The 24290-nt window shown below is 42.1% G+C and carries 23 protein-coding genes; 11 read left to right on the forward strand and 12 right to left on the reverse strand.

The window, feature by feature from the left end:
- Positions 1–18: 18 nt before the first annotated feature.
- Entirely contained in the window at positions 19–501 is a 483-nt protein-coding gene (locus tag LG330_RS16410; protein ID WP_404405739.1) for an STAS domain-containing protein, read from the reverse strand.
- 484 nt (positions 502–985) lie between these two features.
- Between LG330_RS16410 and LG330_RS16415 the strand changes: the two genes are divergently transcribed.
- From LG330_RS16415 to LG330_RS16425, 3 genes are all read left to right on the forward strand, one after another.
- The gene (locus LG330_RS16415; RefSeq protein ID WP_404405741.1) at positions 986–1816 is read left to right on the forward strand and encodes a manganese catalase family protein; all 831 of its coding nucleotides are present in this window, start codon (positions 986–988) and stop codon (positions 1814–1816) included.
- A gap of 19 nt (positions 1817–1835) precedes the next feature.
- Positions 1836–1964 (forward strand): 3-methyladenine DNA glycosylase, encoded by a 129-nt coding sequence (locus LG330_RS16420; RefSeq protein ID WP_404405743.1) that lies wholly within the window; start codon positions 1836–1838, stop codon positions 1962–1964.
- Positions 1965–2077: 113 nt separating this feature from the next.
- A complete protein-coding gene (locus LG330_RS16425) occupies positions 2078–2875 on the forward strand; it encodes an MBL fold metallo-hydrolase (protein WP_404405745.1) in 798 nt (265 codons plus the stop codon).
- A 62-nt stretch (positions 2876–2937) separates the two neighbouring features.
- On the opposite strand, the gene LG330_RS16430 is transcribed toward LG330_RS16425, so the two are convergent.
- Positions 2938–3081, reverse strand: a complete 144-nt coding sequence (locus LG330_RS16430; protein ID WP_404405747.1) for a hypothetical protein — start codon at positions 3079–3081, stop codon at positions 2938–2940.
- 458 nt (positions 3082–3539) lie between these two features.
- Here LG330_RS16430 and LG330_RS16435 point away from each other — a divergent pair, with 458 nt between their 5' ends.
- The 5 genes from LG330_RS16435 (at position 3540) to LG330_RS16455 (ending at position 8925) form a co-directional block, all read left to right on the forward strand.
- Entirely contained in the window at positions 3540–3920 is a 381-nt protein-coding gene (locus LG330_RS16435) for a MerR family transcriptional regulator (RefSeq protein ID WP_404409644.1), read from the forward strand.
- 39 nt (positions 3921–3959) lie between these two features.
- A complete protein-coding gene (locus LG330_RS16440) occupies positions 3960–5270 on the forward strand; it encodes a hemolysin family protein (RefSeq protein WP_404405749.1) in 1311 nt (436 codons plus the stop codon).
- A 130-nt stretch (positions 5271–5400) separates the two neighbouring features.
- Positions 5401–6732, forward strand: a complete 1332-nt coding sequence (locus LG330_RS16445) for a hemolysin family protein (protein WP_404405751.1) — start codon at positions 5401–5403, stop codon at positions 6730–6732.
- A gap of 67 nt (positions 6733–6799) precedes the next feature.
- Positions 6800–7807, forward strand: a complete 1008-nt coding sequence (locus tag LG330_RS16450) for a sodium:calcium antiporter (protein ID WP_404405753.1) — start codon at positions 6800–6802, stop codon at positions 7805–7807.
- A gap of 116 nt (positions 7808–7923) precedes the next feature.
- The gene (locus tag LG330_RS16455; RefSeq protein ID WP_404405755.1) at positions 7924–8925 is read left to right on the forward strand and encodes a sodium:calcium antiporter; all 1002 of its coding nucleotides are present in this window, start codon (positions 7924–7926) and stop codon (positions 8923–8925) included.
- A 126-nt stretch (positions 8926–9051) separates the two neighbouring features.
- Here the strand turns inward: LG330_RS16455 and LG330_RS16460 are convergent, their stop codons facing one another.
- From LG330_RS16460 to LG330_RS16475, 4 genes are all read right to left on the reverse strand, one after another.
- Positions 9052–10035 (reverse strand): LacI family DNA-binding transcriptional regulator, encoded by a 984-nt coding sequence (locus tag LG330_RS16460; protein ID WP_404405757.1) that lies wholly within the window; start codon positions 10033–10035, stop codon positions 9052–9054.
- A 47-nt stretch (positions 10036–10082) separates the two neighbouring features.
- Positions 10083–10913, reverse strand: coding sequence for a carbohydrate ABC transporter permease (locus tag LG330_RS16465; RefSeq protein ID WP_404405759.1), 831 nt, complete (start codon positions 10911–10913; stop codon positions 10083–10085).
- Positions 10914–10933: 20 nt separating this feature from the next.
- Positions 10934–11812: a carbohydrate ABC transporter permease gene (locus LG330_RS16470; protein WP_404409646.1), complete on the reverse strand. Its 879-nt coding sequence runs from the start codon at positions 11810–11812 to the stop codon at positions 10934–10936.
- Positions 11813–11895: 83 nt separating this feature from the next.
- On the reverse strand, positions 11896–13125 hold the full coding sequence (locus tag LG330_RS16475) for a sugar ABC transporter substrate-binding protein (RefSeq protein ID WP_404405761.1): 1230 nt from the start codon (positions 13123–13125) through the stop codon (positions 11896–11898).
- A gap of 301 nt (positions 13126–13426) precedes the next feature.
- Here LG330_RS16475 and LG330_RS16480 point away from each other — a divergent pair, with 301 nt between their 5' ends.
- Both LG330_RS16480 and LG330_RS16485 read left to right on the forward strand, forming a co-directional pair.
- On the forward strand, positions 13427–15577 hold the full coding sequence (locus LG330_RS16480) for a glycoside hydrolase family 3 N-terminal domain-containing protein (RefSeq protein ID WP_404405763.1): 2151 nt from the start codon (positions 13427–13429) through the stop codon (positions 15575–15577).
- A 21-nt stretch (positions 15578–15598) separates the two neighbouring features.
- Entirely contained in the window at positions 15599–18901 is a 3303-nt protein-coding gene (locus LG330_RS16485; RefSeq protein ID WP_404405765.1) for a GH36-type glycosyl hydrolase domain-containing protein, read from the forward strand.
- 84 nt (positions 18902–18985) lie between these two features.
- Here the strand turns inward: LG330_RS16485 and LG330_RS16490 are convergent, their stop codons facing one another.
- The 3 genes from LG330_RS16490 to LG330_RS16500 form a co-directional block, all read right to left on the reverse strand.
- Positions 18986–19168 (reverse strand): CsbD family protein, encoded by a 183-nt coding sequence (locus LG330_RS16490; RefSeq protein WP_404405767.1) that lies wholly within the window; start codon positions 19166–19168, stop codon positions 18986–18988.
- An 85-nt stretch (positions 19169–19253) separates the two neighbouring features.
- A complete protein-coding gene (locus LG330_RS16495) occupies positions 19254–19679 on the reverse strand; it encodes a helix-turn-helix domain-containing protein (RefSeq protein WP_404405769.1) in 426 nt (141 codons plus the stop codon).
- 247 nt (positions 19680–19926) lie between these two features.
- Positions 19927–20055: a hypothetical protein gene (locus LG330_RS16500; RefSeq protein ID WP_404405771.1), complete on the reverse strand. Its 129-nt coding sequence runs from the start codon at positions 20053–20055 to the stop codon at positions 19927–19929.
- Between the two features lie 112 nt (positions 20056–20167).
- On the opposite strand from LG330_RS16500, the gene LG330_RS16505 reads away from it, so the two are divergent.
- A complete protein-coding gene (locus tag LG330_RS16505) occupies positions 20168–20458 on the forward strand; it encodes a hypothetical protein (RefSeq protein ID WP_404405773.1) in 291 nt (96 codons plus the stop codon).
- A gap of 72 nt (positions 20459–20530) precedes the next feature.
- Here the strand turns inward: LG330_RS16505 and LG330_RS16510 are convergent, their stop codons facing one another.
- From LG330_RS16510 to LG330_RS16520, 3 genes are read right to left on the reverse strand one after another with little or no spacing between them, the layout of a single operon-like run.
- On the reverse strand, positions 20531–21625 hold the full coding sequence (locus LG330_RS16510; protein ID WP_404405775.1) for a Ger(x)C family spore germination protein: 1095 nt from the start codon (positions 21623–21625) through the stop codon (positions 20531–20533).
- Complete coding sequence (locus tag LG330_RS16515; protein WP_404405777.1) at positions 21622–22707, reverse strand: GerAB/ArcD/ProY family transporter; 1086 nt, start codon at positions 22705–22707, stop codon at positions 21622–21624. Before LG330_RS16515 ends, LG330_RS16510 begins: the two co-directional genes overlap by 4 nt.
- On the reverse strand, positions 22694–24196 hold the full coding sequence (locus LG330_RS16520; protein WP_404405779.1) for a spore germination protein: 1503 nt from the start codon (positions 24194–24196) through the stop codon (positions 22694–22696). Before LG330_RS16520 ends, LG330_RS16515 begins: the two co-directional genes overlap by 14 nt.
- Positions 24197–24290 lie beyond the last annotated feature (94 nt).

The following is a 24290-nucleotide window of genomic DNA, read 5'->3' on the forward strand; positions in this document are numbered from 1 at the left end:
TAAAAAGAAGGCCTGCTTCTATCTTTGTTTTATTTCATATCCTCTATCCTTCATAATATGCTGAAGCGCACTGCGAAACGTTGAAAAAGAATGAATCCGCCCGTCCCTTACAACGCCTGACAGCACCATCTCTCTTGCAAACAGAGGCGAAAAACCGACAAAAATCGTACGTGCACCCATCAGCTTGACCGCCCCGATCAGATCTTTCATCCTCGCAGCCATAAGCTGATAATCAGATTTATCGACATCATTGATATTCGTCCCTGATAAATCAATTAGCACATTCTCCACTTCCCCATACTGCAGATGTTGAAGAACCGCCTCAAGAATATGTGTCAGCCTTTCCTCAGTGATCCCGCCCGTTAAAGGCACCAGAATCGTATGCGGCACAATCGATGGAATAATCGGTGCAGAAAGCTCTTTAATATATGATTCATAACGTTCCAGCTTTTGATTCAGCCTATTAATTTCCTGTTTTAAGCTCTCTATTGACTCAGTCATGGCTCTCCCTCTTTTCCCCAGCAGGATGCTTTTCATATACCCATGAAAATAGGATATGTAACCAGTAATACAGCGGGGACGGAGGTGAGTGTGTCGAAATTAGAATCATTCTCAAAACGAATCACTCAACTCCGTCCCCACTTACTTCCATATTCATTTGAAATGAAGATAAATGGCTGGAGCAATAACAGTTCATTTTTTGGTCAAAATTCTTCCTTTACACATGATCTTTTATAAAATACTGATTGGGATGATAAGTCTAGTTTAAGGAAATTTTCCAGAGGTATGGAGAAAGTATAGAAGTTAAAAAGGTGTTGTTCATACCTTCAGCATGCCTACAAGACGTAAATCTGGCTATAGTTTTTAATTGAATAGAAACTGGGCATTCACTCCTCTTTTTTACTCATTTACCAAATATAGTTTTATATTGTGTTAACCGGGAAAATGCTGAGTGTATGACAAAACTTTCAAGGAGGATTTTTATATGTTCAGACATCAAAAAGAACTCCAGTATGAAGTCAAGGTAGAAAAGTCAGATCCAATGCTGGCGAAACATATCCAGGAGGTCCTGGGTGGGCAGTTTGGTGAAATGACCGTTATGATGCAGTACTTATTTCAGGGATTTAATTGCAGAGGCGAGGAAAAATATAGAGATTTATTAATGGATATTGGCACTGAAGAAATCGGACATGTTGAGATGCTCTGCTCACTCATCAGTCAGCTACTTGATAACGCATCTCCTGAAGATCAGGAAAAAGCTGCACAGGATCCGGAAATGGCTGCGATTATGGGTGGCGTGAACCCTCAGCATCTGATTATGAGCGGTCTTGGTGCAGCGCCAACAAACTCTAACGGTGTTCCGTGGAACGGTGCTTATATTGTGGCAAGTGGCAATCTCCTTGCTGACATGCGTTCTAATCTGCACGCTGAAAGTCAGGGGCGCCTGCAGGTTTCAAGACTTTATCACATGACACAGGATGAAGGTGTACGCTCAGTCTTCCGAAATATGCTTGCCCGCGACCGCTATCATCAGTATCAATGGCTTGCAGCAATTGAAGAGCTCGAAACGCAAAACGGGATCATCGTGCCATCAAGCTTTCCGGGCGAAGATGAAAAAGAAGCACAATCAGAAGCCTATAAACTCTTTAACCTATCAGAAGGTGAAGAATCAAGTAAAGGTCCATGGGCTACGGGCACTGCACAGGATGGGTCAGGTGAATTCGAGTATATCTCAGACCCTGTTCCAAAAGGTCAGCAGCCTAAGCACAAGATACCGTCTCCAAAGCTTCATCATGACCTGCCAGTTTTGAAGTAATGAATCAGGAGGGATCATTATGAGCAAAGAAGAAAAGAAAAATGACTCAGTTGAGCAAAAGAAAAAGAAAAAAGAGGGTCAGGATATAGATCCTCAGCGTGACCCTGACAAACCCGCACACTCAAAAAATGAAAAATCCAATAAATAAGATCGGAGCGCGTTTCTGATCACATGAGTATTTCCCTCCTGTACGGATACACTATCTGTTCAGGAGGGTTTTCCATTATTTCCAGGCTGCTTTATTTGAAAGGAGGATAAATAATGAGTAAAAAAATACCCGTTACATCTATTAAATCCGGACACCTGACTGAGGCCGCACCAGGAATATATCAGTACACCAACCAGGTCGTAAATTTATTTTTTGTGTGTGCGAATGCCGAGAAGAAAAGCTGGGTATTGATTGATGCCGGTATGCCTGAATCTGCTGAACAGATCATTGAACAGGCAGAAAAACTATTTGGAAAAGGCGTTCGCCCGGAAGCGATTTACCTGACACACGGTCACTTTGACCATGTGGGCGGACTTGAAACACTTATTAAAGCATGGGACGTGCCTGTTTATGCTCATCCGGAGGAATTCCCTTACCTGACCGGACAGCTTAATTACCCTGAGCCTGATGCTAAAGCAGGCAGAGGACTTGTCGTAAAGCTGTCCCCCCTCCTGTTTCCTCATGAGGGAATTGACATCACCGGAGCGCTTCAGCACCTGAATAAGGATCATGAAGTCCCGCATCTGCCGGGCTGGTTCTGGATTCACACACCTGGTCATACCCCGGGTCATATTTCATTTTTTCACCATGCCAGTAAAACAATGATTGCAGGTGATGCTTTAATTACGGTCAAACAGGAATCACTATACAATGTTTTAATGCAGAAAAAGGAACTGGATAGTCCTCCTGATTATTTGACGCAGGATAAAGAGCTCGCCATGCAGTCTGTCAATATTATAAAAGATATGAAGCCGAAGCTTCTCTTAACAGGACATGGTATGCCAATGAAGGACTTTGAGTTCGATGATCAGCTCACTAACATGGTTTCTGATCATGACCGCTCCAGCTGAAACACTATGTAAAAACCGATCCTTTTAAGCGAAAGAGGATCGGTTTTATAAAAGACCAGCTGCTAGTTGTTCATACTGAGCTGATCAATTTTATTCGTTAGAGATCTTGCTGCTTCTTCAGGACAATGAAAAATTTCTGGATGATCGGCTCCGATCACTTCTACTACGTATTCATTCTTTTCCTGATCAACAACGATGATAAGCACTAGTTGGCCTTCATGAAAAATTCGATGGCTGATTGCGGTATTTTCGTACTGTTTGGAAGTTTCTAGCATGCTCTGAATCAATTTGTTCATCTGCATCCCCTTCCTCCACGTCTTAACGATCCCGTTTATTTATGTTCCTGAGCACTGGGGGTAACTATACATAACTACCTTTTTATCTGACTAAATTTAACTTTAACATTTTTCACCTGATATCACAAATTAAATTTAACAATTTAAGGGATTAATTGAAAAATAGTTCCATCTAATCATATTGGAACCAACTCGGGGACGGAGTTAACCGCTCCACTTTTATAATCATTTTAATTTCGACTCACTTAACTCCGTCCCCCCAGTGCCGCTTAAAACAAAACCATTGCCAACCATCACGTTACACTGTATACTTTTCTTAATTTGCATGATGAGAGGACGTTGAACATATTGGGAAGGCGCTAATACGAATTGGAACGGTTGCGAAGCGCAGCGGTCTTTCAACCCGGACGATTGATTACTATACCCAGATTGGACTTTTGCCTTTTGAGCGCTCTGCTTCGAATTACCGGTTATATCCGGAGTCTGTGCTGGAAACACTGAAGGAGATTCAGTTGTTAAAGGACCAGCGGATGACGCTGGATGAGATTAAGGTATTGATGGAAGTGAAGCCTGTGTCGAGTCCTGCGCTGCAGGAAGTAAACGAGGAAATCGCTCATTTGGAAGAGAAGATTTTATCGCTGAAAGAGGAGCTTTCGGAAGCAGCTCCTGAGGAAAGACATATGATTAAAGAAGAGATTCAGCTGAAAATGATTCCACTGATTCAGCTGATGACGACACTACTTAGTTAAAAAATTTCGGAGGTGAATCCCCTTTTTCAGGGGAATTTATTGGACAGTATATTGATTTTAAATCTTGGGCTTGTCGCTGTATTAATCGGTTTGACAGCCTTCTTCGTAGGATCTGAGTTTGCGGTTGTGAAGGTTAGGATGTCGCGTGTGGACCAGCTGATTGCTGAGGGGAATAAGACGGCACCGATTGTGAAAAAGCTTGTGACGGATCTGGACTATTATTTATCGGCGTGTCAGCTGGGAATTACAGTGACAGCCCTTGGCCTTGGGTGGCTTGGTGAGCCGACAGTTGAGAAGATTCTGCACCCTGTATTTGACGGCTTTGGTGTGCCTGCGGCGATTTCTACGATCGTTTCATTTGCTGTGGCGTTTGCGCTTGTGACTTTTTTACACGTTGTCATCGGAGAACTTGCACCGAAGACGCTTGCGATTCAGTTTGCTGAGAAAATGACGCTTATTCTTGCCCGTCCGCTATACTGGTTTGGTAAGATTATGTTTCCGGCAATCTGGACACTGAATGGTTCTGCACGTCTGTTACTTCGCGCGTTTGGCGTTCAGCCGGCCGGTCATGAGCAGGCGCACTCTGAAGAAGAGCTGAAAATCATTATGGCGCAGAGCTTTAAGAGCGGTGAGATCAATCAGACTGAACTTTCATTTATGGAAAATATCTTTGCCTTTGATGAAAGTGTTGCCAAGGATATCATGGTCCCCCGTGTACAGATGGAGACGCTTGATATCAGCATGACAACAGAAGAGATTCTCAGCATCATTGATGAACACCAGTATACGCGTTTCCCTGTGACAACAGACAATGATAAAGACCATATTATCGGCTTTATTAATGTAAAGGAAATGCTGACAAATATTGTACGTGACCGTTCGTATAAAATTGCAGATACGCTTCATGAAATCGTGCTGCTTCCTGAGCATACACCGCTTCAGGATGCGATGCTGAAAATGCAGCTTGAACGTGTGCACATGGCACTCATTATTGATGATCACGGCGGTACTTCAGGACTGCTGACGCTTGAGGATATTCTTGAGGAGATTGTCGGTGAGATCCGCGATGAGTTTGATGAAGACGAGCGTAATGACATTGAGGAAATCGACGAGCTTGTTTATTGTGTAAATGGACGTGTGCTGCTAGATGAACTTGAAGAGAGATTTGGCGCCCAGTTTGAAGGCGCTGAAGACGTTGATACGATTGCCGGCTGGGTGCTTCATAAGAAAAACGAAGTTGCTGAAGGCGACCGGATTCCAAGTGATGAAAAGCATATGTGGACAGTTGAAGAGATGGATAATCATCAAATTTTAAGGGTGCGTCTGGATATTCAGATGGCCCAGTCTTAATGTGAGACCATGACCCCATACGGCATGCTGTGCGGGGTTTTGTGTACATCTTTCTATTAATCTATATGTTAGATTTGATTAAAGAAATAGAATTGAAAGATTGATTATTATAATTATGGAGGAATCACTGTTGACGATTGCGCTCGTTACGTTAGGTGTATTGATTTTGATTAATGCTTTTTTTGCTGCCTCAGAGCTTGCTCTGGTGAATTTAAATGATAATAAAGTAAAGCGGGATGCAGATCATGGAGATGCGAAAGCGAAAAAAATATATGACCTGATATCCAAACCCAGCCTGTTTTTAAGTACGATTCAAATCGGAATTACGCTTGCCGGGTTCCTGTCCAGTGCTTTTGCTGCAGATTTCTTTGCAGGTCCGCTGGCTGATACGCTTGTTGCATGGGGCGCCCCATTGTCATTTGGTGTATTAAATACACTATCAGTCATTACAATTACCATTGTTTTATCTTACTTTACACTTGTATTTGGTGAACTTGTACCAAAACAACTGGCACTTCAAAAGGCTGATGCAATTTCAAGAGTAGCTGCTACACCTCTTACAGTTCTGGCGAAAATCAGTGCCCCGATTGTATTTATTCTGACTGTATCAACAAACGCAGTAGTCCGCCTGTTTGGTGTTGACCCAAATGCGCGTAATGAAGAAGCAACTGAGGAAGATATTAGAATGCTTGTGGATGTCGGGCGGGAACGCGGGACGATTAATCCAGAAGAAAAGGTTCTGATCAACAACATCTTTGAGTTTAACGATAAAATCGCAACAGATATCATCACGCACCGAAGAGATATCTCCGCACTGCCGATTAGTGCGTCTTTTGAAGACGTGTTATCACTGGTAAAAGAAAAACGTTTCACGCGATTTCCTGTTTATGAAGAGTCGATTGATAACATAATAGGAGTCTTGCATGCTAAGGACCTTTTCCAGTATATTGGTAACGACGAACCTTTTCATTTAAAAAATCTGATCAGAAGGCCGTTTTTCGTGCTTGAATCCCAGCCGATCGACGTGCTGTTCGCTTCTATGCAAAAGAGTAATACACATATTGCAATTGTGATTGATGAGTACGGCGGTACGGAGGGCATTATTACGATTGAAGACGTGATTGAGGAAATCGTCGGTGAGATCTCAAGTGAAAGTCTCGAGCAGGGTTCGTCTGATGAAGAGATGATTGAACAGGAACCAGGTGTTTATGTTACTGAGGGCACGTTCCGATTATGGGAGCTTGAGGAAGTCATAAAAGTCAGCCTTCCTTCAGAGGAGCTCGATACAATCAGCGGCTTTATTATTCATGAGCTCGGCTATATTCCACGGAAAAATGAGAGACCTTCAGTCCAATATAAAAACGTTGTGTTTGATGTACTCGAACTGTCTGAAAACCGGATCGAACGTGTGAAAATCACTGTAATGAGAGCTGATGATCCTGAACCTGGAGAAGAGGCATAACAGGGCTGCTGCTTGGGCAGCCTTTCTTATATATTGCTTAACCAATAATATTCAGAGGTGAATACATATGGCATTTGTCTGGTTTGTTCTGGCTGCAATCGTCACCGTATATGCAGCAATGAAGCTGTCAACTTACGCTGATGTGATCAGCACGAAAACGGCGATGGGCGGCCTGCTTGTCGGCACGCTCTTACTCGCAGGCGCTACCTCCCTTCCCGAGGTGACAACGAGTCTGTCAGCTGTGCTGATTGGAAATAATGATATTGCGATTGGAAACGTACTTGGATCAAACTTATTTAACGTATTTATCCTTGCCTGTTTTGACCTGTATTACAGAAAGAAAAAGCTCTTTTTACAGGCAAGTAATGACCACTTATACACAGCAGGGCTTGGCTTACTACTGACACTGCTTGTCATGGTTGCGTTAACCCTCCGGATTGACTATACAATCCTTGGAATGGGGATCGACTCCATCCTGATTGTCGTAATTTATATTGCCGGGATTTCTATTATCGGCAGATTATCGAAATCAGATCAGAGCTTACCACAAGCTGAAGAACACGTCACCGCCACCCCTGCAAAAGAGTCGTCAGAATTTACGATGTCAGTGAAGCATGCTGTCATCGGCTTTATCATTGCGGCGATCGTGATTATGGGTGCAGGAACAGTGCTGTCGATCATGGGTGACCAGATCGCAGTTATTACCGGCCTTGGTTCAAGCTTTGTGGGAAGCTTTCTCGTCGCTGCAACGACTTCACTGCCTGAAGCTGTTTCGGTCTTGGTCGCACTGCGGCTGAAAAATATTAACCTTGCGATGGGATCGATTCTTGGAAGTAACATTTTCAATATGCTGATCCTTGCAGGTTCGGACCTGATCTACCGTGAAGGTGCAATCATCACAAGCGTCTCAGATTCCCATTTAACCACTGCAATCGGTGTCACGATCCTGTCAGTGATTGCGATCTGGGCTGTATTGATGAAAAAGGCGACTTCTACTTTTAAATATGTGCTGCCTTCTCTGCTGGTTGTGATTGTTTATTTTGTATCGTCTTATCTGATTTTTGTTAATAGTTGATGAGCTGAACCCTGGTTTAAACACCAGGGTTTTTTGTATATTCCGGGGATATAACTTTTGTAAATGTGGGAAAGCTAGCAGATAGGATCTTAGTCTCCATAAGGAAGTGATGTCACATGGCGTTTGTCTGGTTTATACTCGCTGCAGTCGTTACCATTTATGCCGCGATGAAACTTTCTACATACGCAGACGTGATTAGTACAAAGACAGGATTGGGTGGACTGCTAGTCGGCACCCTTTTGCTCGCAGGTGCAACGTCTTTACCCGAAGTGACGACCAGTTTTTCAGCAGTATGGATCGGAAACAATGATATCGCAATCGGTAATCTGCTCGGCTCAAATTTATTTAACGTGTTTATTATTGCCTGCTTTGACCTTTACTTCAGAAAGAAACAGCTCTTTTTACAGGCCAGTAACGATCATTTATTCACTGCAGGAATCGGCATGATGCTGACATTGCTGATCATGCTGTCGCTCATTATACGTAACGACTATACAATTCTCGGATTAGGAATTGATTCACTGCTGATTGCAGCCATTTACTTAGCAAAAGTACTGATTCTCGGACGTTTATCAAAAAATAAACAGACGATTAAACAACCTGGGGATTCGCTACTGGCTAAAGTCGATTCATCAGATATGGCGATGTCTCTTAGATATGCCGTCGCTGGATTCATCATCGCAGCGATTGTCATTATGGGTGCAGGGACTATGTTATCCATTATGGGTGATCAGATCGCTGTGATTACAGGACTCGGTTCAAGCTTTATCGGAAGCTTTCTTGTGGCTGCTGCGACTTCCTTTCCTGAAGCAGTGTCTGTATTAGTGGCATTGCGTCTTAATAACGTTAACCTTGCAATCGGATCGATTCTTGGAAGCAACATTTTTAATATCTTTATCATTGCAGGTGCTGATGTGATTTATAGAGAGGGTTCGATCGTTACTTCCGTTTCAAGTTCTCACTTAACAACCGCGATCGGTATTTTTATTCTTTCAGGCATTTTGACGTATGCGATTTTGAGGAAAAAAGCAAACTCCGGCTTTAAGTACATGTTACCTTCTATGATGGCTGTAGTCGTCTATTTCGTTTCATCTTATCTCATTTTTATCAATAGCTGATTTGTGAACATGAAAAAAGCTCCTGCACACAGGAGCTTTTTCATGTTCATTATTTATTTGCGTTATTTAAATAAATTGTATACAAAACTTTATGCTGGGTAGACTGTTTAAAAACTTTTATAAGAATTACTTTACAGACTCTCTTTCAATAAGCTCAGTAGCAACCTTATAATATGAATTTACTTCTCCCCCACCAAGCTTTTGCAGAATCAGGTGCATAGCAAGGGCCCCTGCTTCATATTTCGGCTGTTTGATGGTGGTCAGTGGTGGTGTTGTGAATTCTGCGAGCTCTATATCATCAAAGCCCACAACTGAGATGTCTTCCGGAATGCGGATTCCTTTTTCTTTAAACGCCTGCATACCACCTATTGCCATTTCGTCATTGCCATAAAATACTGCACTCGGAAGCGTTCCCTGAAGAATCAGCATTTTTGTTGCACGGTAGCCGCCTTCACGTGTGAAATCTCCATGCAGCACCCACCTTTGAGCAGACTTCAAACCCGCTTCCTTCATAGCAGTGATGTATCCTTTTAGGCGTAAATCGCTATCATGGGAGTTGGCTGGTCCACTGATGAAGGCAACCTCTTTATGACCTTTTTTGATTAGATAATCAGTGGCTTCAAAGCCTCCCTGAAAGTTATCAACTTCAATTTGAATGACGTGATCGTTTTCAACGTGGCGATCTAGTACAATGATCGGAAACCCTTCACGCGCTGAATCTGTGATCACTTCGTTTGAAATATTGTGAGCAAGAATTATTGCGGCGTCCACTCTTTTTTCACGGAGAAATTTTACTGCTGTAGACTGTGGACCTCCCTGTGCACTACAGGCAATTAAGTCATAGCCGTAAGCAGTGGTGATTTCCTGTACACCTGTTGTTAATTCTGAATAGTATGGTCCTGCCAAATCACTTAGAATTAAGGCAATCGTATTGGTTTTGGTTCTTTTCAGATCAGAAGCAAAGCCATTTTTTTTATAATTTAATTCTTTTGCTGCCCGGAGGACCTTCATGCGAGTGTTTTCACTAATTTTTTCGCTACCATTTAAAGCATAGGATACTGTTGAAATCGCAACACCCGCACGCTTGGCTACATCTTTAATTGTGGCCACCTAATCCCCCCTTTTCATCTGATCATCTTCTATTATAACTATAATACTTATTTGATACCTGATGTTGTAAAACCTTCCACAATATACTTTTGAAAGAAAGAAAAAATAATCATAATTGGAATAACCATGAATGCAGCTCCAGCCATTTGAAGAGCGAAGTTACTAGCATATTGGCCTTTTAATAATGATAATCCGACAGATAACGTATATAGTGATTCATCGTTTGCGATAATGAGTGGCCAGAGGAAGCTATTCCATGCTGCGATAAATGTTAATATTCCCTGTACAGCAAAAATCGGTTTTGATACAGGCATAATCAAACGGAAGAAGATGTAAAATTCTCCAGCTCCATCTAATCGTGCAGCTTCAATCAGGTCAGTTGGAATGGTTTGCATAAACATCCTGAACAGAAAGATACTGAATGCTGCAGCAAGACCGGGAAGTACGATCCCCGCCATTGTATTAATTAACCCCATCTCATTTAGTAGCAGATAGACAGGAATCATCGTTACCTGACCCGGGATCATCATTGTGGCAAGAACGAGAATGAATAGCTTTTCTTTTCCTTTAAAATTATACTTCGCAAAGCCGTAGCCTGCCATTGCATTGAACAGTAAACCAACAAATGACAATAGTACAATGATCAATGTGTTTCTTAAGTAGACACCAAAGTTCATCGTAGTGAACAGGTTAATATAGTTCTGTATCGTCGGGTTTTCCGGAAATAAGGTTGGCGGCATTTGAAGAATTTCACTTTCCGGTTTAAAAGAACTTGTAATCATCCAGATAAACGGAAGAGAGACAACCAGCCCTCCAACAATAAGCAACAAAGTAACTAGTATTCTTTCCGTTTTATTTTTAGACGTTTGTGAAGCCATGAGATCTCACCTCGAGTCTTTTAATATTCATCATCTGCTTTTCGCATCTTAAATTGCACTAATGTCACAACAATAATAAAGATAAATAAAATAAAGGAACCTGCTGCTGCATATCCGAATTCACTGAACTGGAAACCTCTCTGATAAATGAATAAAGCCATAGAGACGGTACCGTCAAGTGGACCACCCTGCGTCATAATGAAAGGTTCTTCGAAGAATTGCAGCCAGCCAATTAAGGTTGTAACTGTAACGAAGAAGATTGCATATCTTAAAAGCGGAATTGTGATCTTGAATAAGATTTGCCAGCGCTTTGCTCCGTCAATTCTTGCTGCTTCATAGTAAGAGTTCGGAATTCCCTGTAATGCAGCAAGGAAGATAATCATATTGATTCCGATTCCTTTCCATACAGCGAGTAATATTAAAGACAGTTTTGCAATCGTCGGCTCTTCAAGCCATGGAATTTTATCAACGCTCATTAATGAAAGTAAGTAGTTGAATAATCCATATTCTGTATTATATAAAAATCCCCATACGACAGCGATGGCAATGATGTTTGTAATGGCTGGCATGAAATATACACCCCGGAACACCGTATAAATCTTACTTTTACCGTAGTTCAGCAGCAAAGCGATGCCAAGAGAACAAACAATCACCAGCGGAACGCCAATCACCACATAAAAAATGGTATTGAGTACCGCTTTATGAAACACTTTGTCTGATAATAGTTCAGTGTAGTTGGATAAGCCGATAAAACTAATATTTGACCAGTTAGCCAGCCCTTTCAGATCCATATCCGTGAAACTGATTACAAATGCGATTGTAATTGGAATTAGACTAAAAAGGATAAGGATCAACAGCGCCGGCGCAATGAAAATATAAGGATGACGATCTCTCGCCATACTTTTTACTAGATTAGTCAAGTACATCCACCTGCCTTTAAGAAATGAAGGTAAGCGACATTTAGCCGCTTACCTTACAGGATTTATTCAATAATACCGTCTACTTTTGTATTAAATGCTTCCAGCTCTTCATCAATGTCTGCTCCGCCAATGTTGATTCTTTCGATAGAAGAAAGCAGCTCCTGGGCAACTCTTTCCCATTCTTTAATTTGTGGGGCTGCCTGCGTGTTTTCAAGCTGTTCACCAAATACCGAATACATTTCTGAATCAGCTAGTGCAGGGTCCTCCCATGATTCTGTTCTTGAAGGAAGCGTATTCGACTTCTCCATCCATTCAAGCTGAGTTTCGGTTTCTGTCATATAGCTGATGAAATCCAATGCGCCTTCAACATTTTCTGAAGTATGGAAAACAGAGAAATTCGCTCCACCAATACTAGAAACGTTCTCTTCATTTGCCGGCATTGTTGCAACTGCCCAGTCCCCTTCAAGTTCAGGCGCCTGATCATTAATGATGTTAATCATCCACGGACCGCTGAAGAAAATTGGTTTTTGTCCATCTTTGAATGCCTGAATGATATCAATTCCCTCAGTAGTTGTACTGATTCCTTCTTCAAAGTAGCTTGTATAGTATTCGATTGCACCTTTAAATTCAGGAGACGTAAAGTTCGGATTCTCTGTGTCAAACTCAAATCCGTTTTGCCATGCAAAAATAAATGGTGTGATTTGATCATTTAAGTCAATATCAAGTCCATATACATTGTCTCCAGTTTCAGAAAGCTTCGTCGCTGCATCCTTAAGCTCGTCCCATGTTGCAGGCGGCTCACTGTAACCAACTTCTTCTAAGAGATCCGTTCTATAATACATGGTGCGGGTTTCAACGTACCAAGGAATACCAACTGTCGCACCGTCGTATTCCATAGATGCCTGTGCACCTTCGAAGTAGTTATCAGGATTAAAGTTTGGATAGTCTTCCATGTATTCTGAAAGGTCAAGTAATGCACCCGCATCCGCAAATTCAGTCACCCATGTTGTCCCCAGCTGAAGGACGTCAGGGCCGTTGCCTGATGCTACTGCTGTTAAAAGTTTGTCATATGCCTGATCCCATGGAATTGCCTGAACATTAACTGTTACATCCGGATTTTCTTCTTCATAAGCTGCTGTCATTTCATCAAGAAGCTTTCCTTCTTCCCCCATTGCCCAGACTGACAGCGTGTCTCCATCGCTTCCAGAGCTTGAATCAGAGCCGCCACATCCCACGAGTGCACCTGATACTCCAAGCGTCAAAACGGCTGGTACTAACAATTTCTTATTCATATTCATTCCATCCCTTCTACTGTTGCTGGTTTATTTGGTATCGCAAAAATCAATTTGATTGATTTGAAAAACTTTATTGAAACGTTTCGATAAATTGATTATAATCAAATGTGAATCCGCTTTCAATAGTTTTTTAAAATTTATTTTTCACCACAATGAAATACACTAGTTATCTAATACTTTTTAATAAATACCTTTATAACATGGGATTCAAAATGATTTTTCTATAAAACCTTGCAACAGCCAGTTCTTTTATTCATAATCAATTTAATAGAAACGTTTCAACAAAAGGAGGTTTCCTATGGACATTCAACATCTGATTGAACAAATGACTATAGAAGAAAAAGTTGCACAACTATCTCAGCTGGCAGGTCCATTCTTTAAAGGTTCTTCTAATAGCGGACACATAACAGGACCGATGGCTTCTCTGCAAGTAACGGAGAAACAGATTCAAAACGCAGGATCCGTGCTTGGTGTATCAGGGGCAAGTGAAGTGAGGTCCATTCAACAAAAACATATAGAAGAAAACCGTCTTGGCATCCCTCTTATCTTTATGGCAGACATTGTACATGGATTCAGAACCATATTTCCGATACCCCTGGCACTTGGCTGCAGCTGGGACCCGGGTCTTGCAAAGAAGAGTGCTGAAGCAGCAGGACGAGAAGCAGCCGCTTCAGGCGTTCATGTAACTTTTGCTCCGATGGTTGATCTGGTGCGTGACCCGAGATGGGGGCGTGTCATGGAATCTACAGGAGAAGACCCTTACATCAATGGTCTCTTTGCCAAAGCGTTTGTAGAAGGATTTCAACGGGAGAGCCTGACAGACAACCATGAAGCTGTAGCAGCATGTGTGAAACATTTTGCAGCATATGGTGCCGCTGAAGCAGGCCGTGACTATAACACAGTCGATATGTCAGAGCGCCAACTAAGAGAAAGTTATTTACCCGCTTATAAAGCTGCTCTCGATGCCGGGTGTGAGATGGTCATGACTGCTTTTAATATCGTAGACGGGATTCCTGCTACTGCCAATCGGAAGCTGATGCGTGATTTATTACGCGATGAATGGGGATTTAATGGCGTGTTGATCTCAGACTGGGGTGCTGTAAAAGAACTGATCCCCCACGGTGTAGCAGAAAATGAAAAAGAAGCGGCATTAAAGGCAATGACAGCAGGACTGGATATCGAAATGATGACTGCCTGCTACGCACAACACGCTGAAGATTTGATAAAGGAAGGTCAGCTTGATGAATCCCTTCTTAACGAAGCAGTCACACGTGTACTTGAACTGAAAGAAAAAATGGGACTCTTTGATGACCCTTACAGAGGAATCAGTTCTGAAAGAGAATCAGAGATCGTTGGATGCAGTGAGCACAGGGAATTGAGCCGTGAAATCGCTGCGAAATCAATCGTTCTCTTAAAAAATCATCATTACACACTTCCAATAAAACCGGAACAGCGCATCGCTTTGGTCGGGCCTTTTGCTAAAAGCCAGGACCTGCTTGGCCCCTGGTCAGCTGAAGGGAAAATAGAGGAAGTGACTTCTATTGAACATGCTTTTGAGGAACAAAACCTGACGTTTACAGCTGCTGAGGGCTGCGGGATTCACCAGCATGATGACTCATTAACCGCGCAGGCAATCGACATTGCCGATCAGTCTGACGTTGTCGTCCTTACACTCGGCGAAAGCAGTTTGATGAGCGGAGAGGCAAACAGCCGTACAGATATTCAACTACCTGAAGCTCAGCTGAACCTTTTGAGAGAAATAAAAAAGACCGGAAAACCTGTTGTAACAGTTGTTTTCAGCGGCAGACCGCTGGATATAAAAGAAGTTCATGAATTGAGCGACGCTGTGATGTTTGCCTGGTTCCCTGGAAGCGAAGGCGGGCATGCAGTTACTGATTGCCTGACAGGAAGTGTGAACCCTTCTGCAAAACTGACGATGTCATTCCCGCATAACGTCGGGCAAATACCCGTTTATTATAATCACTTTAATACTGGCCGTCCTAAAGGGGCACCAGATGCTCAGGAACATTATGTATCAGATTATATGGATGCACCTAACGATCCGTTTTATCCTTTTGGCTACGGATTGAGCTATACAACATTTGATTACAGTGAATTGAAGCTGTCTGGTGATACTCTACATGCAGCTGATCAGATCACTGCATCTGTCACAGTCAAAAATACCGGAACTGTATCCGGTGATGAAATTGTTCAGCTGTATATTAGAGATGTCTCGGGTGAAACCGTTCGTCCGTTAAAAGAGCTGAAAGGGTTCGAACGCATCACCCTTGAACCCGGGGCATCCGAGAGTGTGACTTTCAGCATTACAGAAAACATGCTGCGCTATCATCACTCTGACCTGTCATTTTGCAGTGATCCCGGAACATTCGAAGTTTTTATCGGTCCACATTCTCTTAAAACATTAAAAACATCATTTACACTTGTATAAATAGAAAGGCGGTATCTTTTTATGACAACTCACAGTCAGGTTCACCCACTTACACTTGAGCGCAATCAGCTCAGATTCGATTATTTACAGACTGGTGATATTTTTCAGATTACACATCAGCAGACGATGATTAACCAACTGATCGGCAATATTTATGATGGTTCGCTTAATCAAATTTATTTGCGTATCCACGAAAACGATCAGATCAGATACTATCCTTTAACAGGTAAAGAAGCAGACAGTACATTTTCCACCTCTTCATCAAAAGCTAAATGGACAGGACGTGTTGAAGGCATTCAATATGACATTACTTTTCATTTATCAGACCAGCTGATCTGGTTTTGGGAGATTTCTCTCAGCGGAGCAGATAAAACAGTGGATGTTGTGCACGGGCAGGATATTGGGATTGCAGACAGGAATGCAGTCAGAACGAATGAAGCTTACACATCCCAATATATTGATCATGCGGTATTTGAAGATGAAGAAAGCGGCTACTTGATCTGTTCAAGACAGAATCAGCCTCAACAGAACAAATTTCCTGCCCTGCAGATCGGTTCGCTCGGGAAAAGTACAGGTTACAGCACTGATGGCTTTCAGTTTTTCGGGTTATCATTTAAAGAAACAGACACACCCGAAGTACTGACGAAGCCATCGCTTGAAAATAAAGTGTACCAATATGAATTTGCTTATGCTGCACTCCAAAGCGAAACAGTATTATTAGACGGTGCGGCTGATTTTGTTTTTTATGGTGCATTTACAGAAGATCATCCTGAAGCAGTCCAAAGACCAATTTTTAATGATGAAATCTCAGATGTCTGGTACTCAGTTCAAGCAGAAGAAGCTGATTTTTCAATTGCAGAACGCGCTCAATCCGAAACAGCCACTGCTACGCTTACTTCAGAAAACATCTCAATTGATGAGATCAATGAGTGGTACCCTGAAAGGCTTGAGGAAGAGTGGAAAGATGGTCAGCTGTTGTCATTTTTCACTCTGGATTATGAACATATCGTATTAAAACAAAAGGAACTTCTGACAGAGCGTTCACACGGTCACATCCTGATGAGCGGAAATAATCACCAACTTAAAGGACAGCCTGTCATGGCATCAACAGCCTATATGCCTGGTGTATTCAACGCGCAAACTGTTCTTGGCAATACTAACATGAACAAACTGTTATCCAATGTCAGAAATCCTTTAAATATATTTAAATCATCCGGACAAAGAATCCGAATCAAGGTGGATAATGAATTCAGATTACTGACAATGCCGGCAGTGTTTGAAATGGGCTTCAATTATGCAAAGTGGATCTATAAATACAATGGAGATATCATTGACATCCGTTCATTCAGCCACAAAGATGACAAGACAATTACGCTCGAAGTCACATCTAGAAACAAAGTTTCATATGAATGGATTGTTTCCAATCAGCTGTCGATGAATACGCAGGAATATGATGTTCCCTATCACCTTGAAAAGCACGATCATTCATTTATTGTCACAGCTGATCAGGCATCTGACAGCGCAAACACCCACCCGAATCTTGCATACAAATTATCGCTAAATGGAACCAGCTGCTCACTAAAGGAACGCGCGGCTTCCATCATTGAATTGTCACTTTCAAAAACAGATAAATGGTCCATGCAGATTGCGGGCTCCTTGGATAAAAAGTTTCACGTCAATGATCATCAGCACTTTACTGAAACAAAACTAGCTTATTATGAGTATTACAAACAATTGTTAAAAGGCTTTTCATTATCACATAAAGAGCAGAACGTTGAAAAAGTGAATATTCTCAGCTGGTGGTATACCCACAATATGCTGGTGCACTACTCTTCTCCTCATGGCCTTGAGCAATATGGCGGGGCAGCCTGGGGGACTAGAGATGTGTGTCAGGGACCGACAGAATATTTTATGGCTACACGAGAGTACGCCAGCGTAAAGGAAATTATTAAGACTGTGTATGAACACCAGTACGATGAAACAGGAGATTGGCCGCAGTGGTTTATGTTCGATGAGTACAGCCGTATTCAGCAGGATCACAGCCATGGCGACGTCATCGTCTGGCCGCTGAAAGTTGTAGCTGATTACATAACAGCAACTGGTGATGATGACATTCTTGATATGAAAATTCCATATACTTCACGTATAAACTTCTCATTTACTGATGAACAATATACGCTGAAGCATCATATCGAAAAACAAATTACGACCATTAAACAAAACTTCCTGCACGGTACTCACCTCTCCTCCTACGGAGACGGTGACTGGGATGATACTCTCCAGCCTGCAAATGAACAGCTCCGCCAGTACATGGTCAGCAGCTGGACCGTTGCATTAACGTATCAGACAGTCAGGACACTGGGCAGCGCACTGTCAAAAAATCATCCTGCTGAGTCATCGGAGCTTGCTTCCTTAGCCGAAAGCATTAAGGCAGATTTTATGACTTATATGCTCAAGACAGAAGTAATCCCGGGATTCCTGTACTTTGAAGATCCTGCTAACCCTGAAAATATGGTGCATCCTGATGACAAAACAACCGGTATCAACTACCGCCTGCTGCCAATGACCAGAAGTATGATCAGCGAATTACTGTCAGCAGAAGATATGGAGCGTCATTATGCGCTGATCAGGGAGAAGTTTTACTGTCCGGATGGTGTCAGGCTGATGAATAAGCCTGCTCAATATGAAGGCGGCGTCAGTAAAAACTTTAAGCGGGCAGAACAGGCATCCAACTTCGGACGAGAAATCGGCCTTCAATACGTTCATGCCCATATCCGTTTTGTTGAAGCAATGGCTAAAATCGGTGAAAAGAATGAAGTATGGAAGGGTCTGGAGACGATTAACCCGGTCGGTATAACAAGTGTTGTCCCAAACGCTGAAATCCGCCAGAGCAACGCCTACTTCAGCAGCTCTGATGGTAAATTCAATACGCGATACGAAGCTCAGGAACACTTTGACAAGCTCCGGTCAGGAGACGTATCTGTTAAAGGCGGCTGGAGAATCTACTCAAGCGGACCAGGAATCTATATGAATCAGCTGATCTCTAATGCACTCGGTCTAAGAGAAGAAGACGGTGCAACTATATTTGATCCAATCCTGCCAGATGAATTAAATGGACTTACGCTGACATTTGACATTCTCGGAAAACCAGCACTAATCCGTTATCACCTTGGAGAAGAAAACCAGAAGCTCATAATCAACGGTACACAAGCTAAAACTGAGGAGCTAATTAATCCGTACCGTAAAGGCGGACTTAGAGTAGATAGCCATGAAGCAGAAAAACTGCTAAAAGCGTCTGATAATGTAATTGATGTGTATAAGTAAGGATACATTTAACACTTACTATCAACTTTTAAGATGATTACAGACATGAAAAAGCTCCTGCACACAGGAGCTTTTTCATGTTCATTATTTATTTGCGTTATTTTTAAAATTTCCTACGCCATCCTGAATGTCGCCTTTTGTCTTGTCTTTCTTACCTTCAGCCTGCATGTTCGGATCATTCTTTGCGTTCCCTACCTGATCCTTCGTTTCACCTTTTACCTTATTCACAGCACCTTTTACCTTGTCGCTCATTCCTTTATCAGCCACGTAAATCACTCCTCAAAGGTTAATAGTGATTACTTTCCCTCTTTAGAAAATTGCAAACAATTCCTTTTTTAGGAGATAGATTCTGTTAGATATGTGCTGATTTCTTTTTATGTTTAAAACGAGGGTACCCCTTATAGTCCCAAATCTTTGGTTTGAGTGTCGGGTTTAGTTTCAAACGCATCAAGAAATCTTTTTTCAATTCCTTACCTTTTGTGCCACGAAAGCGATCCAATCCGCTAAAGAGATGTTCAATGGAAGCTTGAAGGGCAATCGAATCAATCTCACACAAAAATGGATGATCGACTTTCCACTTTGGAAGGCACTTCATGACCTGAAATTTCGTAGGAAATGTGTGGGTTTTCTCCCATACACCGTTGATATAACCTAAGGCTTTGTTATACACAAAACGGGTACAACCAAAGGATTGTGCAAAAAACGATTGAAGACCTTGATGATCATAGACTTTGAATTTAAATGCCTTCTTTGGTAGATCATTTGAGCGTTTTGCCATCTGATTGCGCCCCCTCCGAAAAGGAACATATGTTCTATTCCCATTATAGGGGATTTGCAAAAAGAAAGCCACTTTTTTCATTCAAGAAAAGAAGAGCAAAACACCTCAAGGTCAAGACCTGGCGATTCATCCCCCCACTTATCGAAAAAAACCGTCGCTTGAAGTGGAGGTCTTCTCGCCACTTGTTGATAAAGTAATAGCTACAAACTTTTCAAATGATAAAACCTTCTCCGCTTTTCCCATTGATTTAAAATAAACGGTCCAGCAGCTGGCTGATGAACCCATAAAAGACAATCGTTCCGAAGATTGTCCCTCCAAAGAAAATAAAAAACTTTCTGCTTGTCATCACAATCAGATCTTCCTTCTGCCCGCTCATCCTTCTCATCCCTTCCAAGTTAATTTCTTCAGTCATAGTATCAGTTTATTTCATATATTGGAAATGTTATATTATAGGAAATGGGTTTCTCAACCAGTCAGGAGCGGTACATATGGAATTTAACTTAATCGAACTCATCACACTGGCCGTCGTTGTTTATCTGCTTTCAACGATATTCAGGCTTGAACAGCGCGTCAAAACGTTGAATTATAAGGTGGACCAGTTATCTTCACATTCGGATGTGACAGAAGAAGAGCTTTATCAGGAACTGCATCAGGAGCTGAAAGGGCTAATTCATCAGGGGAAGGATGTTCAGGCTGTCAAAAGAGTTCGTGAAACGAAGGGGCTGTCTCTTGTTGAGGCGAAGCAGTATGTCGACACGTTCAAATTGAATGAACAATAAGTCCGCACGATTTAGTTTTCAATCAAATCAGTGAAATGATCGCTGAGAATTGAGGGCCTTTACACCAGGTCCTCAATCTATAATCCCAGTACCCATTACTTTTATATCAACATCCGCCTGAATCTGAAGCGCCTGGTAAGTTTCATCCCATGTATCAGGGTTCCACCGCTCAGCATTAAAAGCCGCGACACGGTTTGCAAGACCAAAAGCATCTGATTGAGAGGACTGCAACTTTGTCATTACATGTTTGATATCCTCTGTGAGAATGTCTTTTAATCGCTTTTGCAGCTCCTCCTCTTTTTCCTTTGTGATTTTATTCTGACCATATTCAGTAATAACGATCTCCAGTTCAACTTTAGCTTCCCAGCTTTTCAGATCCCTGCTGATTTTCATACGGGTTTTTGACTCTTTGATTTCCGCTGTTAACCAATTCTCCACCTCAAGTTCCCTGTCATGATGGACGCGACGGGTGACCCTGACCAATTCCTCTGTGTTGTTATTTAAAATGTTAAAGATCACACTTTCCTCAGGGTCCAAATGCTCTCCTGTAAAACGGTTTTTGTGAAATAGTGCAATACCGCCGACCTTTGCACGCTGTTCTTCTTCTTCATAAGTAATATAAGGCAGATACAGGTCTTTTTTCGGATTAAAAATAATGGTGCATGCATCCTGTAATGAAACGTAGGGTGTCACACTAGTGATTTCAGAGCTTTCGAGCAGTCCCTTAAAGTATTCTGATTTATTTTTCTGCGTATCGATCTGTTGAGATAACAATTCACTTGCTGCACCATCTGCTACTGCAACTCTTGCATGCAGGTTGTGCTTCGGGTTTCTATACATCTCATCAAGAAATGAATAAATCTCTTCTGTAACCAGATCTTCTCCCAGAATGATGGTCTGCAGCTTTGAGAAATCTGCATACTCGGAGATCATCAGATCCATCTCAAGCATTGAGTCCTTCACTGTGTGACCAGTCACAGTAATTTCACTTACCTGGTCTGTATCATCAATCGGCGGGGCAAGGGTTGTCGCCATTACTTCACCACTGTCTGTCTGGTCATATCCGGCTGTATAGATCAGCTGTACATCTTTTAAGAGATTTTGATCCCAGCAGCCCGAGAGTAAAAGGCAGCTGATCATGATTGATAGTACCGGTATTTTTCTCATGTCGCATGGCCCTTTCTAAATAGCAGATAAATACATAAAGTAGCAAGCGGAAGGATAACTGTAAAAATAACTGCCGCATATGGCACCAGACTTTGCAGCTTAATAATGGACTGCTTTTCGTTAATGAACAAAGAAAGAACAAACACACTTGTAACGATAAACATGATCACACGCTGATGACTTTTCAGATTGAACAGCAATTTTGTTTCTTCTGCAGCCACAAACAAATAGTTAATAAAAGATGTAAGAGCAACGACGATCCAGAGTGTAAGGAAGATCAGGTCAATTCGCTCCATAATCACAAAGCTCAGCGACTTTAAAATATATAAAACCGCGTATGGCACTACCAAAATTTCCTTCACGTGAAAATAAAGCTGTGTTGAGATGATCATAAACAAATAAAATAACAGAACAAACGAAGTTGACCAAGCTGCTTTTTTCAACTCTTTCTCCCTGTTGCTTTTCACATACTTACTAAAGTATAAAAAAGCTTCAAAACCTATATAGGACAGCATAGATGCCTTCATCCCCCCAATGATTGCAGGCAGTCCTTCAGATCCTATCGGAAGCAGGTGAATGAATTCAGGCGAACTGTACACAGGAATTAAAAGCAAGATCAGCAACGGCAGCAGGCAGGATACGATCATAGAAAACCTTGCGACATGAATGATTTTACTCCCTGCACAATATGCAGCCGGAAGTAAAAACAAGATCACCAGCAATTCTTTGGGTGTATCCACGTAGATCCAATCTGATAAAACCTTTGTAAAAGAAAGGTTTGATACAGTCAGAATGTATAGAATATAGACCAGATAGCAAAAAACCAGAATGTTACCAGCCAATTTTCCAAATGACTTTATGATCATGTCAAAATAACTGATTTCTCCTGCTCTTAACAGTAACCAGAGAAAGATCAGGAGGAGCAATTGAATTATTATTCCGCCGAGTATTAAAGAGATCCAGGCATCATGTCCTGCTTCTGCCGAAATATCTTTTGGCAGCGAGAGGATACCCACTCCAATCTGCGTCTGGACGATCAGAAAAAACAACTGCCAGCCGGTTATCTCATTATTTTTTTGCATGCTGCCACCTCTTTGAGAAACCCTGTCTGACTTTATTCAGCGTCAGTGTTCCTGCAGGTCTGGTGCTCTGAAGCCACGACGGCATGCGGAGCAGAGAATCTCTCAGACCTGACTTATGAAACGGTGCAATTGGGGTGAGATAAGGTACACCTAAAGACTCCAGCCGGATCAGATGAATCAGCAAGATCGAAAGCCCAACAGCGATCCCGTAAAATCCAAATAATGTAGCCATGATCATAAAAGGGAATCTTAGAATCCTGACTGTTGCATTCATTTCAACCGAGGGTACGACGAATGAAGAAATAGCGGTCAGCGCGACAACAATGATCATAATATTTGATACAAAGCCTGCATTTACAACGGCATCACCAATGACGAGACCACCTACAACCCCGATCGTTTGTCCAATGGGAAATGGCAGCCTGACCGTTGCTTCTCTGATCAGTTCAATCGTAATTTCCATAATGAATGCTTCCACGAGCGGAGGATAAGGAATGTCTTCTATGGCCCTCTTTGCCGGGAGTGTGAGCGCTTCCGGGATCACCTCAAAATGATAGCTGACAATGGCGATATAAAACGCCGGCAGCAGCAATGCCACAATAAAACTGACCAAGCGCAGCAGCCTGTAAAATGTACCAATAATGAATCGTCCATTATAATCATCCGGAGACTGATAAAACGAAAAAAAAGAAGCCGGTCCAATTAATGCGTTTGGTGAACCGTCCATCATGAAGGCGATCCGCCCCTCAGCAAGATTATCTGTTACGCGGTCAGGTCTTTCTGTCGCCAGAAACTGTGGAAAAGGAGAGAAACAGTGATCCTCAAGTATCTCTTCAAGAAAACCAACACTGTGTGCGACATCGATATCAATGCTCTCAATCCTTCTGATAAATTCTTCAACGATCATCTGGTTTGCTGCATTTTCCACATAAATCAGCGCACTCTTTGTATTAGACTCCCTGCCAATCTGATAATACCTGACGACTAAATGAGGGGTCTTCAGCCGTTGCCTTAAGAGATAAATATTAGTGCTGAGCGATTCATTCATCCCATAATGAGGTCCGCTGATCACCTTTTCATTTTTCGGCTCTTCAATCGTTCTGGCAATCTCCCTTGGTATGGTAACCCCTTTAATCTGCCAGTCTTTTTCTTCTGGCGTCATCACAAACGCTTCACCGTCCAGCAGTTTTTGCGTAAGCTGCTGAAATGGGAACGCACCATCGTATAATTGAATTTTACTGCTCATTACCTGATCCCTTGTCAGCCAGTTCATCTCTCCCGACCACTCAAGGATCTCTTCAAGCCTGAACTGATCGATCAGCGACTCAATATAGACGATCAACGACTGATGTCCTGCTTTCTGATCATAGACAGACAGCATCACCAAGTCCTCCGTGTTCCCTAAGTGAAACTGCAGCTGCTCCTTAAATTCAGGAATACGCTTGCACTGCTGCACATCATCTTTCCGGTGAAATGATTTCCCTTCCACACCCTCACCCCCTTTTATATTAATCCTGAACACTTCTGAAAAAATATATACATGACTGTCAGACTTTTAATTTAACGATCAATACGAAAAAACA

It is taken from the genome of Jeotgalibacillus malaysiensis, assembly GCF_044789845.1.
GTDB lineage: Bacteria > Bacillota > Bacilli > Bacillales > Jeotgalibacillaceae > Jeotgalibacillus > Jeotgalibacillus malaysiensis_A.